This window comes from Bartonella sp. WD16.2 (genome assembly GCF_002022505.1).
In the GTDB taxonomy this organism is placed as follows: domain Bacteria; phylum Pseudomonadota; class Alphaproteobacteria; order Rhizobiales; family Rhizobiaceae; genus Bartonella.
The window spans coordinates 1,466,745-1,481,203 of the sequence record NZ_CP019781.1 but is presented as its reverse complement, the minus strand read 5'-3'; the positions used below and the strand labels follow the sequence as shown (position 1 = coordinate 1,481,203).

14 protein-coding genes are annotated in these 14,459 nt (G+C 40.4%); 4 read left to right on the top strand and 10 right to left on the bottom strand.

Annotated features, from left to right (window positions below):
• Window positions 1-88 precede the first annotated feature (88 nt).
• Window positions 89-1,120 (top strand): class I fructose-bisphosphate aldolase, encoded by a 1,032-nt coding sequence (locus BWD162_RS06510; RefSeq protein WP_078706167.1) that lies wholly within the window; start codon window positions 89-91, stop codon window positions 1,118-1,120.
• Between the two features lie 942 nt (window positions 1,121-2,062).
• On the opposite strand, the gene tolB is transcribed toward BWD162_RS06510, so the two are convergent.
• The 10 genes from tolB to BWD162_RS06455 all read right to left on the bottom strand — a co-directional run bounded on the left by tolB (window position 2,063) and on the right by BWD162_RS06455 (window position 11,639).
• On the bottom strand, window positions 2,063-3,397 hold the full coding sequence (tolB, locus tag BWD162_RS06505; protein ID WP_078705912.1) for a Tol-Pal system beta propeller repeat protein TolB: 1,335 nt from the start codon (window positions 3,395-3,397) through the stop codon (window positions 2,063-2,065).
• Window positions 3,398-3,461: 64 nt separating this feature from the next.
• On the bottom strand, window positions 3,462-4,583 hold the full coding sequence (locus BWD162_RS06500; protein WP_078705911.1) for a cell envelope biogenesis protein TolA: 1,122 nt from the start codon (window positions 4,581-4,583) through the stop codon (window positions 3,462-3,464).
• Between the two features lie 101 nt (window positions 4,584-4,684).
• Window positions 4,685-5,137 (bottom strand): protein TolR, encoded by a 453-nt coding sequence (gene tolR / locus BWD162_RS06495; protein ID WP_078705910.1) that lies wholly within the window; start codon window positions 5,135-5,137, stop codon window positions 4,685-4,687.
• Window positions 5,138-5,147: 10 nt separating this feature from the next.
• Window positions 5,148-5,861 carry a protein TolQ gene (tolQ, locus tag BWD162_RS06490; protein WP_078705909.1) on the bottom strand — a complete coding sequence of 238 codons (714 nt, stop codon included), beginning with the start codon at window positions 5,859-5,861 and terminating at the stop codon, window positions 5,148-5,150.
• Window positions 5,862-6,035: 174 nt separating this feature from the next.
• Window positions 6,036-6,521: a YbgC/FadM family acyl-CoA thioesterase gene (locus tag BWD162_RS06485; protein ID WP_236824140.1), complete on the bottom strand. Its 486-nt coding sequence runs from the start codon at window positions 6,519-6,521 to the stop codon at window positions 6,036-6,038.
• A 121-nt stretch (window positions 6,522-6,642) separates the two neighbouring features.
• Window positions 6,643-7,728: a Holliday junction branch migration DNA helicase RuvB gene (ruvB, locus tag BWD162_RS06480; protein ID WP_078705907.1), complete on the bottom strand. Its 1,086-nt coding sequence runs from the start codon at window positions 7,726-7,728 to the stop codon at window positions 6,643-6,645.
• 63 nt (window positions 7,729-7,791) lie between these two features.
• Window positions 7,792-8,427 carry a Holliday junction branch migration protein RuvA gene (gene ruvA / locus BWD162_RS06475; RefSeq protein WP_078705906.1) on the bottom strand — a complete coding sequence of 212 codons (636 nt, stop codon included), beginning with the start codon at window positions 8,425-8,427 and terminating at the stop codon, window positions 7,792-7,794.
• 3 nt (window positions 8,428-8,430) lie between these two features.
• Window positions 8,431-8,934, bottom strand: a complete 504-nt coding sequence (gene ruvC, locus BWD162_RS06470) for a crossover junction endodeoxyribonuclease RuvC (protein ID WP_078705905.1) — start codon at window positions 8,932-8,934, stop codon at window positions 8,431-8,433.
• A gap of 876 nt (window positions 8,935-9,810) precedes the next feature.
• Window positions 9,811-10,329 carry a DUF1465 family protein gene (locus tag BWD162_RS06460; RefSeq protein WP_078706166.1) on the bottom strand — a complete coding sequence of 173 codons (519 nt, stop codon included), beginning with the start codon at window positions 10,327-10,329 and terminating at the stop codon, window positions 9,811-9,813.
• A gap of 137 nt (window positions 10,330-10,466) precedes the next feature.
• Window positions 10,467-11,639 carry an OpgC family protein gene (locus tag BWD162_RS06455; protein ID WP_236824112.1) on the bottom strand — a complete coding sequence of 391 codons (1,173 nt, stop codon included), beginning with the start codon at window positions 11,637-11,639 and terminating at the stop codon, window positions 10,467-10,469.
• Window positions 11,640-11,737: 98 nt separating this feature from the next.
• Between BWD162_RS06455 and BWD162_RS06450 the strand changes: the two genes are divergently transcribed.
• From BWD162_RS06450 to efp, 3 genes are all read left to right on the top strand, one after another.
• Window positions 11,738-12,403, top strand: a complete 666-nt coding sequence (locus BWD162_RS06450; RefSeq protein ID WP_078705903.1) for a thiamine phosphate synthase — start codon at window positions 11,738-11,740, stop codon at window positions 12,401-12,403.
• A 36-nt stretch (window positions 12,404-12,439) separates the two neighbouring features.
• Entirely contained in the window at window positions 12,440-13,525 is a 1,086-nt protein-coding gene (locus tag BWD162_RS06445) for a tetratricopeptide repeat protein (RefSeq protein ID WP_078705902.1), read from the top strand.
• A gap of 361 nt (window positions 13,526-13,886) precedes the next feature.
• A complete protein-coding gene (gene efp, locus BWD162_RS06440; RefSeq protein WP_078705901.1) occupies window positions 13,887-14,459 on the top strand; it encodes an elongation factor P in 573 nt (190 codons plus the stop codon).

Here is a 14,459-nt window from a genome sequence, read left to right as displayed (position 1 = left end):
GAATAAGTTATGGTATATGATGGCTTGTGGGAAGTTTTCTGATGAGTCACTATTGTTGAGAGAAATTGGGAAAAAAGAGGAGCTTTTTATGAAAGAACGTCTTGAAGATATAGCGCTTTCTTTGGTCAGTGCAGGAAAAGGTATTTTGGCGGCAGATGAAAGCAATGCGACAATTGGTAAACGGTTTGAGTCAATTGGTTTAGAAGCAAATGAAGATTATCGCCGGGCTTATCGTGAAATGCTTTTTACTGCAAAGGACGCTATGAAATGCGCTATTTCTGGTGTGATTTTATTTGATGAAACCATTCGTCAAAAAGCATCCTCTGGTCAAATGTTGACTGATCTTATTCGAGATGTTGGTGCTCTGCCAGGTATTAAGGTTGATACGGGTGCTAAGCCTTTGGCAGCTTTTCCTCATGAGACGATTACAGAAGGGTTAGATGGTCTTCGGGAGCGTTTAAAGGACTATTTTACTTTGGGAGCACGTTTTGCCAAATGGCGTGCGGTGATTGCTATTGATGAACGTTGTTTGCCAACAAAAGGAGCAATACGCCAAAATGCGCAAGCTTTGGCACGTTATGCTGCTTTATGCCAGGAGGCAGGTCTTGTGCCAATTGTAGAGCCAGAGGTGCTGATGGATGGCCAGTCGCGCCAGCATTCAATTGCACGCTGCTTTGAGGTGACGCAAGCGGTTTTAAAGACAGTATTTACAGAATTATTCGAGGCACGGGTCGTACTTGAGGCTATGATTTTAAAACCCAATATGGTGATTGATGGGAAAGATGTGCGTAAAGCTTGTGTTGAAGAAGTAGCTGGAAAAACTCTTCGTGTTCTCAAACAGACTGTTCCTTCTGCTGTTCCAGGGATTGCTTTTCTTTCAGGGGGTCAGTCAGATGAGGAAGCCACGGCTCATTTATCAGCTATGAATGCTTTAGGCCCATGGCCTTGGACATTGACTTTTTCTTATGGTCGTGCGTTGCAATCTGCGGCTTTGAAAACATGGGGTGGAAAACAGGACAATGTTGCAGCTGCACAAAAGGCTTTTTATCACCGCGCGCGGATGAACCATCTGGCAGCTTTAGGACAATGGACAAAAGAGCACGAACATTCTTGTGCTTGACTATTTATATGAGCATAATACGATTATCGTGGGAATGGTAGCCATTGTCTGACGTATTGATTCGTGTGTATCATCATGATCGGGTTGTGTTTTGCCTTTAAAGCGCATTTGTTTATGTCATGTGGTAGAGGCTGTGGTTGATGGTGTTCAGGTGAAGGTTTTTCAAACATGCCCATAGGTGGGGATGCGTGCATAGGGTGAGTGCATGGGGTGTGGAAGTTTACAGGGTGGATGACCCGATGCATAAGGTGTGTGGGTGCAGTGTATAGAGTGGAGGCGGTGATTGTGGGGATGGTGGTCGTTGTCTGATACGTTGATGCAGTGCATTATCATGATCGGGATTGTGTTTTGCCTTTAAAGCGCATCTGTTTGTGTTTGCTGTGGTAGAGGCTATAGTTGATGGTATTGAAGTGAAGGCTTTTCAAGCATGCCCATGGGTGGGGATGTGTGCATAGGGTGGAAGCCATGGCCGTGGGATGAGAACGTGTGGTGGATGGCGTATAAGAGATGTGGTGATAGATAGATATGATGACTGTCAAAATGGCGGCCATTGTTAACGCGTTGATTGCGTGCATCATCATGATCGGGGTTGTGTTTTGCCCTTAAAGCGCATTTGTTTGTGTTATATAATGGAGGCTGTGGTTGATGGTATGCAAGTGAAGGTTTTTCAAATATACCCATGGCGTGGAGGATAAGGTGTGCATAAGAGATGCGATGTATTGGATGGGGGCGATGATAGAGTAGATGCGTTGGATGTGAAAGTGTGCGTAGAATGGATGTGGTTATAAGTGTGGTGCATAAGGTATGAGGTGCAGTATATAGAATGAGAGTGGGGGCGGTGATTGTGAGAGTGGTAGTATTTAGAGTGGGTATGGCTTCATTGTAATTGTAGAAGATTCATAAAGTGCCGTTGAAAGATAGGTGTGTGTTGTTTGGTTTTGTTTATTTGCTATATGAATGCACAGTGAGTAAGGCTGACCATGCTGGGTCAGAGGCATCATGGGGGGTTGGTAATTGGCGTTCGTTGCGCCCAGTAATATCGATTGTGTAAATTTTTGTTCCTACACCTGCATTTTGACGAAAAAACATGAGTACACGACCGTTGGGTGCCCAAGTGGGTCCTTCATTATGAAAACCTGTGGTTAAAAGTCGTTCACCTTGTCCATTGGGGTGCATAACGCCAATGGAGAATTGTCCCTGAAATTGTTTTGTGAAAGCGATATAGTCACCGCGCGGTGACCAAATGGGGGTAGAATAGTTGCCCTCATTAAAAGAAATACGGTGAGGATTAGTGCCATCGGCATTCATAACATAAATTTGTGGTGTACCCTCACGGTCAGAGGAAAAGACGATCTGTTTGCCATCAGGTGAATAAGAGGCTGAGGTATCAATCGCTTTAGTTGTGGTTAAGCGTGTCATGGTGCGTGTGCGCAGATCCATTGTGTAAAGGTTTGCACTGCCATTATTTTGCAATAAACTCATAATCACTTTTTGCCCATCTGGCGAAAAGCGAGGGGCAATTGTCATATTGTCAAAAGTTCCTATTAATTCTCTTTGCCCCATTTCAATTTGCTGAAGATACACATGAGGTGTTTTGTTCTTATCATATGCCATATAGGTAATTTCTTGCCTATTGGGTGAAAAACGAGGTGTGAGGACTAATTCTCTCCCATCGGAAAGATAGGTTAGGTTTGCGCCATCTTGATCCATAATAGCTAAGCGTTTAACTCGTGCATCACGCGGGCCTGTTTCATCAACAAAAACAATGCGTGTATCAAAATAACCGCGTTCACCTGTCATTTTACCGTAGATTTCATCTGCAATCATATGTGCAACGCGTCGCCAGTGTTCTGGAGTTGTATAAAATCGCCGCCCTTTGATTTGGCGGTTACCAAAGACATCCCATAGACGAAAGTCAATTCTCAATCGTCCACTTGCTTCTCTATTGACATGTCCGGTGACCAACCCCTGAATATTCGTATGCTGCCATTCAAGAAAGCGTGGTTGACTGTTGGGATTGATGATTGTTTCAGGAAAAGACGCTCTGCTTAGTGGTAAAAAAAGTCCAGATCGTTCAAGATCTGCTGCAACGACAGCAGCAATCTTCAACCCTATTGAATCGTTGGATATGAAATCTGTGATTGCGATCGAGATGGGGTTAAAATCAGCACTGGCAATGGTTCCCTTCAGCTGTGCGTGGGCTGATGAAAAGCTGGAAAGCCATACACTTATGGTAACAATTAACCAAGAAAAAAGAGTGTATCTCATTCCTATCATGCTGGATTTATCCTTTCTTTTAAGAGAGACAATGTCTTTCATATTACATGAGCTTGCTTTTGGATTATAAAGTTTTCTCTTGAAGGGGATCAACATTAAAATCAAAACCTTGCCCCCATAAGTTATATTGATCACGCGGGAGATCTGGGTAGGGTTGGCATGCAAAAACAGCTGCATATACTTGTTGAATCATGACAGTTTGTTGGCTTTCATCACCTTTGAGAGCTTCAATGATTGGCGTACCTATAATCATTCCATTACGGTTTAATTGAAACTGCAAACGCACAACTGGACGGTTATTTAAATTTCCACCAATAGCAACAAGTTTAAGCTTTTTTTGAATACATGCACCCGCAAGATTGACAAGAGTTTGTGCCATTTTTGTGGTGTCGCCAATATCTTTTCGTGCACCTTGAGATTCTTGTTCTTTAGAGCGTTTTGCTCCACCTCCTTGCGTGCGTGCACGATTGATCAGATTGCTTTCATCCATTGCTAAGATATCCTCAATCGTTTGTTCACCTTTTTTGTGAGGAGATTTTTGGGATGAAGCGTGTTTGATGGGTTTTGGCTTCATTTTTGTAGTTGGAAGAGGAGCGTTTGTTGGCAGCTCAACGATTTGCTGTGGTTTTTTTTCAGGTTCTGTCGGAGCAGGTATTTGCGTTATTTGAGGTGTTTCTGGTTCCTCTGGTAGTGTTATATTTTCATTTTTTGGTGTCTCTTCAGTGATTTTTGAAGTGATTTCTGGCGTTGTTTGTGGAGAAGACTGTGTTTTCGTTTCTTGTATTTTTGGTGTTGTAAGGGATTGTGCTTTTGTTTCAGATGCATCTTTTTCACCAAAAGAGAGAGGTGTTGTCTCAACATTTTTATTTTGTAGTTTTTCTTTTGGCTTTAAGGGGGTTTGACTGTCGAGTGTTCCATCACCTATATGGTGTGCATCTTCTTTTTCTTGTGGCCACGTGGTTGGTTTTGGTGCTGGGCGTTCGTTAAATGGCGCATTTTCTGAGCCTTGTGCACTTGCAAGCTCTTGATCAAGGGGAGCTAAAGTGATGGGAATGGCCTCTAATTGGTGTTGAGGAAAAGAGGTGGAATGTGTCAGGTGCATCCCACCCAAGGTGAGAATGGCTATATGGGCTGCAAGTGAGAAAGCTAAGCTTTTTTTCATGCTATGATGAGAACTTGTATTCATCTTCTTTAAGCCTTAGCCTTTTTTACTGTTGATCGACGTTGTATAGGACTGTTGTATGGTTTTGTATGCGCTTTTTGCGATCATCTAATTTTATGGTTTTATTATTGCGCTAAACTAGCTAAAGCAACTTGCGAAAAACCGGCCTTTTGAATATCAGCAAGAAGTTGTAAAACTTTTTCATATTCAACAGTTTTGGCAGCGCGCACAAAAATGCGTTGGTTTTGCAATGTTTGATCAGTTGATAGCTGCTCTTTTAATTTTGTAATCAATGCTTGTGATGTAGAGTAATAGTTTTGATTGATTGCAAAACGCCCTTGTGCATCAAGTGAAACTGTTAAGGGAGGGCGGTCTGTTTGCACTGGTCCTGCTTGGCTTTGAGGCAAATCAAGAGGAACACCATTGACCAAAAGGGGCGCGGAGACCATAAAAATAATCAATAAAACAAGCATAACATCTACAAAAGGCGTTATGTTAATTTCATTGATTAAATGATTTTGCAAGCGACGGCGTTTTCGTGTGTTTTTCTGAGAAGGAGAAGCAAGAGAAAGTGCCATTAAAAACCGCCTATCGCAATGAATTTGAGGTTATTTTTTCATCAATTTGCCGTGACATGATCGTTGAAAATTCATCAGCAAAGCCCTCTATATGCGTTATGATTTGAGTGCTTTCATGCATGAGTTTATTATAAGCAATCACAGCGGGGATGGCCGCTAACAGGCCAATTGCTGTTGCTAAAAGAGCTTCTGCAATGCCTGGTGCTACCACTGCAAGGGATGTATTTTGAGAAGCTGAAATCGAAAGAAATGAATTCATAATCCCGACAACTGTTCCAAATAAGCCAATAAAGGGGGCAGCTGATCCAAGTGTAGCTAAGAAGCCTAATTTTGATTCTATTTTTGCACTTTCACGCCCTAAGGCTAAGTCCATGGCTTTTTCAATTCTGCTTTGTAAATTCAACGATGGTTGAACCCCTTTGGTGAGGGATTTTTTCCATTCCGTCATTGCTGCTATAAAAACAACGCAGATGCTGTTAGTATGATGGTTTTGATAGGTTACATAAAGCTCTTCTAAAGATTTGCCTGACCAAAAAATTTGCTCAAACTGTTTGATGTCATAGCGTATTTTTCGATAAGTAAATATTTTATCGATAATGATCGCCCAGCTCCATACCGATGCAAAAACAAGCCCAATCATAACAGCTTTGACAACCAAATTGGCTTGCATAAACAAGCTCCACATTCCAAGGGTATCTGGAGAGCCAAGTTCTATGTGCGCCATAGTATCGTTCCTTTAAATGAAAATTTATTTACAAAATCTCATTAAAGCATATTGTTTTATAGTTTCTAAATTTGACAAAACAAAGTTTTAAGTTTCTAAACAAAAAGATGTTCAAGTAGAAAAAACACTCAAAACCGCTTGTTTTTCCTCTGTTATTTTAAAAATAAGTCAGTTTTATTTTGAAACAAGTATGGAAGAAAAAAGACCTTTAGGTAAACGGCGTGGTTTTCCTGCTTGATTCATAATAGCAAGCGTTACTTTTGCTTCGACTAACAGGATGTTATCACGCATGATTTGTTGATTCATGAAAAAGCGTGCCCCTTGAACACCCTCTAGTCGTGTTTTAACCGTTAAAAGATCATCCATGTGTGCAGGGCGGGAATAAGTAATGTCTATGCGATGCACGACAAAAAATAGTTTTTCCCTTTGTATACCTGATGGTGACTGTGTGCCTGATGCTAACTCTATGTTATTACACCCTATGTTTCGCAAGAATTCTGAACGCCCCCGCTCAAAAAATTCCAAATAACGCGCATGATACACAACACCAGAAAAATCAGTATCTGCAACATAGACTCTTGTAGGGAGATCATGAACATAAGCTAAATCATCATTATGATCGGCTGAGGTATCGGTGGTGTGAGTATTGTTGACACAAATATTGTTGGCGTGAAGGTTGTTGGTACAAATATTGTTGGTGCGAATATTATGGGCAAGAGGGGTGTTGGGGGGTGTATTGTTAGTATGGGGGGTATTGATATACGTGTTATTGGTGGTGGTTTTAGTCATCTTCTTTTTCCCATAGAGTGGGTTGTGAGGAATGATCTGTGTCAGCTGATGGTGTAGATTTTTGTGAGGCTACTGGTTCAGGGGGACAAAGCCCTAAATGCGCCCAAGCTTTTTCTGTAATAATTCGCCCGCGGGCTGTACGCTGAATAAAACCTTGTTGCAGTAAATAAGGTTCAATAATATCTTCAATGGCGTCACGTGGTTCTGAGAGAGCAGCCGCAATTGTTTCAATGCCAACGGGGCCGCCTAGAAAAGTTTCTGCAATGAGGATCAGATAGCGCCGATCTAGAGGGTCAAGACCGAGGTGGTCAACTTCAAGGCGTGAAAGGGCTTCATCTGCAATGAAGCGGTCAATTTTTTCTGCGCCTTTAACCAGAGCAAAGTCACAAACCCGGCGCAATAATCTTCCTGCAATACGTGGGGTTCCACGTGCACGACATGCAATCTCATGGGCGCCATCATCACTTATCTGGACTGAAAAAAGGCGGGCATTACGCTGAACGATATATTCTAATTCTTCTATGGTATAAAAACTTAACCGGATGGGAATACCAAAACGATCCCGTAAAGGAGTGGTCAATAATCCTAAACGTGTGGTTGCTGCCACTAAGGTAAATTTAGCAAGCTCAATTTTGACTGAACGTGCTGCTGGTCCTTCACCAATGATTAAATCAAGTTGATAGTCTTCCATTGCTGGGTAAAGAATTTCTTCAATAGCTGGATTTAAACGGTGAATTTCATCAATAAACAAAACATCACGTTCTTCTAGGTTGGTTAAAAGGGCTGCCAAATCACCTGCTTTAGCAATGACCGGTCCTGATGTTGAACGAAAATTAACGCCTAATTCTTTAGCCATAATTTGCGAAAGTGTTGTTTTTCCTAACCCTGGTGGCCCTACAAATAAAACGTGATCTAAAGCTTCTTGGCGTGCTTTTGCTGCTTCAATAAATATTTTTAAGTTTGCACGCGCTGCTTCTTGACCAATAAAATCATCAAGGACTTGTGGCCTTAAGGAACGATCTGGGTCATTGGGAAGGGGTATGGCACCAAGAAGGCGTTGGCTTTCATCTTTACGCATTGTTACCTTGTATATATGTTACCTTGTATTTATCTGAGCAGAAAAATATTGTATTTTAAAAAGTTACCTTGTGTTGGATGAATTGGAAAGCAATTTAAGACCATGGCGAATGAGAAGCGCTGAGGAAACAGTTTCTTCTTCAAGGCTAGAGAGTGCGCAAGACAAAGCTTGTGCTGCTTGATCACGCTCAAAACCAAGTTTGATCAAAGCCGATAGTGCATCGTTGACAGGTTGATTGGTTTCTTGTGCCTGGAGGTTTGAAGTAAAATGCGCAGTGTTTTTGCTCTCTTCATTAAAGGGCAGTGTTTTGTTTTTGAATTCGCTTATAATTCTTTCACTAACTTTTTGACCGATGCCAGGGGCACGTTTGATCATTGCTACATCATTTAATGCAATTGCTTGGGCAAGTTCACCGGGGGATAAAGTTCCTAAAATGGCTAAGGCAACTTTTGCACCTACTCCTGGCACATTTTGTAGCAGGCAAAACCAGTCTCGTTCAGCTTTTGTGGTGAAACCAAAAAGACGAATGGCCTCTGCGCGAACATGTGTTTCAATAAACAGGTTTAAGTGTTCACCAAGGGTTGGTAAAGAAGATAAAAGCCTGTTTGACACAAAAACACTATATCCCACACCTTGCACATCAAGAATGATATGATCGTCACAGATACTGTCAAGTATGCCTTTTAATTTGCCAATCATATATTAACCTTGTGAACTGTAGGATAAGTTAGTACGGTGGGTGCTGTGACAAAGTGCCAGTGCCAGCGCATCAGCTGCGTCACTACTGTCAAATTCAGCACGTGGGAGAAGAGTTTTGACCATCATATGGATTTGTTCTTTTGCACCATGGCCCACACCAATAACAGACTTTTTAATGGTGTTTGGGGCATATTCAGAAACTGGAAGACCTGCTTGGGCTGGCACGAGAAGTGCAATGGCACGTGCTTGACCAAGTTTTAAAGTGGCAGTGGCATCTTTGTTAACAAAAACATTCTCAACAGCTGCTTCATGAGGCATAAAACGATGTACAACATCAGAAAGCCCTTGATGAAGTTGACATAGCCTGGAAGCAAGGTGACTTTGTGTATCAGAGCGTAGTGTGCCTGATGCGATAAAATGTAGATGATTGCCTAATAGATCAACGACGCCCCACCCTGTTCGCTGTAGTCCAGGATCGATGCCTATAATACGAATCACTTTTACCATATAATTAAGCCTATGTTATTTCTTTGTTCTTGAATAGATGCAATACACAAAAAGAACATAGAAACATTAATACAATCCAAAAGAATACAGTAAAAACGCTAAAAGAATACAATGAAATACTAAAAGAGTGTAATGAAAATAATTGAAAAAGAGTTGAGCTTTTTATGCAGAGAAAGGTGTAGAGCTGAAAACGCCAATGGTGAGGAGCTGTTTTTTTAAAGTGGTGGCAAGGGATTTTAAGAGGTTTGAGAATGATGGAAAAGGGCGAGGTTGAGGATGGGTGGAGAGAATGAAGGGTTTTAGAATGGTAGTGGTGAGGTTTGAATGTGTTGGTGAGGACGTGTCTGGCAAGAGCGTGGAGGAGTAGGAAGCTTGCATTGATGAGAGGAAAATGAAAACAAGGTTGAGTTGTATCGGTGAAGGGTAGGGCATTTAAGGCGAGGGATGGAAGAGCGCGGGGCTGAAAACACTAGTGGTGAGGAACTGGTTTTAAAGTGGTAGCAAGGGATTTTAAGAAGTTTAAGAATGATGGAAAAGGGCAAGGTTGAGGATGGGTGGAGAGAATGAAGGGTTTTAGAATGGTAGTGGTGAGGTTTGAATGTGTTGGTGAGGACGTGTCTGACAAGAGCGTGGAGGAGTAGAAAGCTTGCATTGATGAGAGGAAAATGAGAACAAGGTTGAGTTGTATCGGTGGAGGGTAGGGCATTGATGTGAAAGGCGGGTTTGGGAGATTGGGAGATGACTTGGGAGAAGAGATCGGGAGTTTGAGGGAGTGCTGGTGGAAGAGGATGGCATTTAAGGGTGAGGGAGGGGAAAAGTGCAGAGCTGAAAGCGCTAGTGGTGAGAAGCTAGTTTTAAGTGACGGCAAGGGATTTTTTAAGAGCGCCGAAAAGCACGTTTGAGTAATTGAATTTGTTTGCTTACAGGATTGTTCTTTTTTAAGGTTTTGCAAGAGGCTTGATCAATATCATAACTGATATGGCGCATACGCTCTTCTAAACGCAGAGAACGTGCTACAAAATGGCGGAAAATTTCTGGTAATTCTGCCCAATGAGCGGTCTGAGGTCCTAGTGATGGTGTATGAAGAGAAATTTTTGCAATCTCTTTTTGTATTTGTTCAGGAGACATTTCCCCTTCACGCCCTGCACGAAAAAGCAAAAGTCGGGAGGCAATTTGCATCAGCCGTGTACTTAAATACATAGCTTCTTTTGCATAGAGTGCAGAAGTTTCGACTGAAAGGTGACGCGTAGCACATTTACCTTCTTTATCGATGTAATCTGCCGTTTCTTCAATAAGGTTCATCGTCTCTTCATAGAGGTGGTTAAAAACGCTTTCAAAAGCATCGTGTTCCATCATGATAATGGTTTTATCTTGTGAAGGTCCATGTGCACTCACGTCTTTATACTCCATACTCCAATATGAGAAATAATGAAATTAAAGATCTATTTTCTCATTGTTATAGAAAATGCCTTTTTAAAGGCAATTGCGCAATAGACTTTTTATGCTAAGGTTAATGAGCAAAATGGCAATATTTATAAATTTGTTTTGTTTCTTGAAAGTATAAGACGATGAGTTTTTTTTCTTTCATAATAGTAGGCTACAGCAAATTGTATTGCGATACCGCTTATCATCAAGAGGGTGTCAGAAAAAAATGTGCTTGTCGTTAGTGTTTTGAAAATTTGTCCGCACATTGCAAAAATAGTGCCGGTGACAAAAACTGGTAAGCTCTGTTTGCCTAAAATCGCTAAGGGGTGCTTTGGGGAGACGTGAAATCGCTCATGCAAGCAGGGGATACAAAGGATCAAAGATGCTAGGGCTAGAATATGCACTAAGCGGGGAAGGCTTAAGAACGTTTTATTAAAGTTCATAAGGGGTGAAGACCAGTCAGACGATCCAAAACTTCCCCACCACTCTAAGCGCACCCATAGCAGTGCAAATACAAGATAACTTGCTGAAAAAATCACAATTAAAGGACGAAAAATGATTTTTCCTCCTTGTTTGAGATATACAGCACTTGTTAACCCGATAATGAAAAGAAATTGCCATGATAAAGGATTAAGAAACCACTGCCCTTGGAGTGGATAAGAAGGTGGTGCAATGCTATAAAAGCCACATATAAGGTATATTATCAATGATATAAAAAGAAGAAGACCTTTATGTTTGTCTGTGAGATAAAGAGCAAAAGGGGCAAACAACAGGCAAATAATATAAAGAGAAAGAATATTATTATAGCCTAGTTGATGGCCAAGGCTTAAAATACTTAAAAATGTGATAAAAGGTTGTGTTAGAAATATCCTCATATTATTCATGGATAAAAGTTGTTCTGAGTGCCATAGGACAGAGGCTCCCAAAAAGAGGGTTAATGTGGTAAAGGTGGTAAAAAGATGTGCTTTATAAAGCACAAAAGCTCTCTTCCAAAGTTTTTGCACATATGAAGTAAGACAGCTTTTGAGGGCCTGAGTATGAAAGCTTAATCCAAGAGAAACACCTGAAAGCAAAACAAATATTTCTGCCGAATCAGAAAAACCGAAGTTTTTGTGTGTGAGATGTTCATAAAATGTTCCGGGAATATGGTTGATGAAAATCATCAACAGTGCTAAAGAACGCAACACATCAATACGGGTATCACGATAAGATAAAGGAGGGATATGGTTATCATAATTTGAAGGAAGTGTATCGTGAGGGAAAGTGCTATGATGTGCCATCAAAAATCTTTCTTTATGATCAAAGGGGTAAATCTGCCTTTAACAAAGCGTGACGATAAAATAAATCTTTATTTAATTTAATCTTGAAGGGAGGCTTTATGGCCCATCAGAAAAATAAACCAATTGAACATTGTTCTTTTCCTCAGTTGGTTCTAACATTGGACGTTCGGCGTATGATTGAGCCTGCATTTTTACATCAGCTCTTGCAAACAAAATCTTTTGCTTGCGTTATTTTATATGATTCATTTGTTGATCAAAGCGATGGTGCTTTTTTACAAAATAGTGCTCAGATGTATGCTGATGATATTCAACACAATGGTGCTGCCCTTATTATTGCTGAAGATAGCCGTGTTGCTGGCAGAATTAAAGCTGATGGGATGCATTTGGAGGGTGGTCTTGATGTTTTTGATGTGTTAGAAAATCAGAAAAAAAATCAAAAAATAGTTGGTTTTGGAAATTTACGAACACGTCATTGTGCTATGAATGTTGCTGAAGCTGGAGTTGATTATGTATTTTTTGGAAAATTAGGTGCTGATAAAAAACCATCTTCTCATCCTCGAAATATTACATTAGCAAAATGGTGGGCTGAGATTATGGAAGTTCCTGCTATTATTCAAGCAGGCAGTGATCTTGCAACTGTTGATGAAGCCTTAGAAACGGCATGCGAATTTATTGCCATTGAAGAAATGATTTTTGCTCATGATCACCCTTTTATTGTACTTGATAAGATTAAAGAAAAATGCAAAAATCTCCTTTTATCATAGAAAGGGATATTTGTGATTAACGGGGAGAGGACATCCATGATCAAAGTGTTTACGTATGTGTTGATTGTTACAGCTTTTTTGTCTTGCTCTGCTGTTGCAGGCCCTATTGGAGAAAAAGCAGCATCAAATGTTGAAGTTAAATCTACCAAAATAGAAGAATCACAAAATCAATCCTCTTTAAAGATATCTCAAAGCACGACAAAGATGCAAGATCGTGAGAGTTCTGCTCAAATATTAAAAGCAGGGCAATATGATGAAGCCTATGATTATTATATGCAAGGCGATTATTTAAAAGCTTTTCGTGAAGCACTCAAACGTGCTGAATACAATGATCCAGCTGCGCAAACTTTGATTGGTCAAATGTATATGGAAGGATATGCTGTTCCCCTTGATGGTGAACGCGCTGCTTTATGGTTTGGAAGCGCTGCAAGGCACGGTGATCCACAAGCACAACTGCGCTATGGTCTTATGTTGTTTAGTGGGACTTTTGTTACAAAAGACAAAGAGCGTGGCATAGAGTTTGTTCAAAAGGCACTACACGCTGGTGTGAAAGAAGCCTATTTCTATTATGGGCAAATTCTTCTTCATAAAGCTTTCGATGAAAAAAAACATCTTGAAGGTGTGAGTGTACAAAACCAGCAAGATGAAGCAAAAGAACAAGCTTTGAAGTTGTTTTTAAAGGGTGCTGCTCTTGGTGAGCCTGAGGCTGCTTTTGCTGCTGCAAAAATTTTGTCTGAGGGAACTTTAACAAAACCAAAAGATGATTATAATGCGCGAAGATTGATTGAGATTGCAGCTCAAAATAAGCATCTTATGGCTCAAATGCTGTTGGCACAATGGTTAATTGAAGGTCGTGGTGGAGAAACCGATTTTAAACGAGCTTTTTATTTATTATTTGACAATGCCGTTAAAATGGTTGCAGTAGCACAAGTTAATCTGGCAAGACTTTATCGCGACGCAATAGGGGTAGAAGGCGATATTGTTACTGCTGCTGCGTGGTATATGGTAGCAAAGCAAGCGAAAGTACAAGCTTCTGATCTTGAAGTGATGCTCCAGGGAATGGATGAAGCTCAATTGGAGGAAGCAGAACGAAAAGCGGTCGCATTCATACCTGTTCTTTAATGCATTTTGGGTGAAAATCGATTGGTATTTTTAGGAGATCATTTTCATCAAATCACTAAATCATTTTTGAATAATTTTTATAGAGGTTGTTTTTTGAAATCCTATAGGGTGATTGTTTGTATAAGAGTGGTTTTTTGCAAAATTGTTCAAGGTTTTCTTCCAAGATATTTTATAGTCTTGCAAAAAGCTGAAAGACTAGGGTACACAACGATTCTTATTTGAAAAAACCAAATGAGGGTTTTAAAAACCATAATGGTTTGAAAGAATAAAATAAGTTTTAAAAGATGTAATGGCTTGAAAAAGTTAGATAAGATCTGAAAAATTAATAGGTCTTTGAAAGGGACCAAATGGAATATAAACAATGAAAATTAATGGTAATGAAATTCGCCCTGGAAATGTTATCGAACATCAAGGAAGTTTGTGGGTTGCTGTTAAATGTAATGCTGTCAAGCCAGGAAAAGGTGGTGCTTTTAACCAGGTTGAAATGAAAAATCTGATTGATGGGACAAAACTCAATGAACGGTTTCGTGCTGCTGAAACTGTTGAGAGAGTGCGGCTTGAACAAAAGGATTTCACATTCCTTTATCAGCAAGATGATATGTTGGTTTTTATGGATTCAAGTTCTTATGAACAGCTTGAATTACATAGAGATTTTGTCGGTGATCGCGCTGCTTTTTTACAAGATGGAATGGTTGTCACTGTTGAGCTTTATCAAGAAAAACCAATTGGCATATCACTGCCTGATCAGGTTGTTGTGACAATTGCTGAGACTGAACCTGCCATTAAAGGGCAAACTGTCACCTCATCTTATAAGCCTGCAATTTTAGAAAATGGTATTCGTATTCTTGTGCCACCTTTTATTCAGGTTGGTGAACGTGTTGTTGTTGACACCAATGAATTGATTTATGTGCGTCGCACTAATGAAAAGGCATAA

Excerpts from the sequence above, each read along its gene's own strand:
- tolQ (WP_078705909.1), bottom strand. The coding sequence starts at position 5,861 with ATGGCGCACATAGAACTTGGCTCTCCAGATACCCTTGGAATGTGGAGC.
- ruvA (WP_078705906.1), bottom strand. The coding sequence starts at position 8,427 with ATGATTGGCAAATTAAAAGGCATACTTGACAGTATCTGTGACGATCAT.
- tolR (WP_078705910.1), bottom strand. The coding sequence starts at position 5,137 with ATGGCACTTTCTCTTGCTTCTCCTTCTCAGAAAAACACACGAAAACGC.
- BWD162_RS06445 (WP_078705902.1), top strand. The coding sequence starts at position 12,440 with ATGATCAAAGTGTTTACGTATGTGTTGATTGTTACAGCTTTTTTGTCT.
- BWD162_RS06450 (WP_078705903.1), top strand. The coding sequence starts at position 11,738 with ATGGCCCATCAGAAAAATAAACCAATTGAACATTGTTCTTTTCCTCAG.
- ruvC (WP_078705905.1), bottom strand. The coding sequence starts at position 8,934 with ATGGTAAAAGTGATTCGTATTATAGGCATCGATCCTGGACTACAGCGA.
- BWD162_RS06455 (WP_236824112.1), bottom strand. The coding sequence starts at position 11,639 with ATGGCACATCATAGCACTTTCCCTCACGATACACTTCCTTCAAATTAT.
- BWD162_RS06500 (WP_078705911.1), bottom strand. The coding sequence starts at position 4,583 with ATGAATACAAGTTCTCATCATAGCATGAAAAAAAGCTTAGCTTTCTCA.
- ruvB (WP_078705907.1), bottom strand. The coding sequence starts at position 7,728 with ATGCGTAAAGATGAAAGCCAACGCCTTCTTGGTGCCATACCCCTTCCC.
- BWD162_RS06510 (WP_078706167.1), top strand. The coding sequence starts at position 89 with ATGAAAGAACGTCTTGAAGATATAGCGCTTTCTTTGGTCAGTGCAGGA.
- efp (WP_078705901.1), top strand. The coding sequence starts at position 13,887 with ATGAAAATTAATGGTAATGAAATTCGCCCTGGAAATGTTATCGAACAT.
- tolB (WP_078705912.1), bottom strand. The coding sequence starts at position 3,397 with ATGATAGGAATGAGATACACTCTTTTTTCTTGGTTAATTGTTACCATA.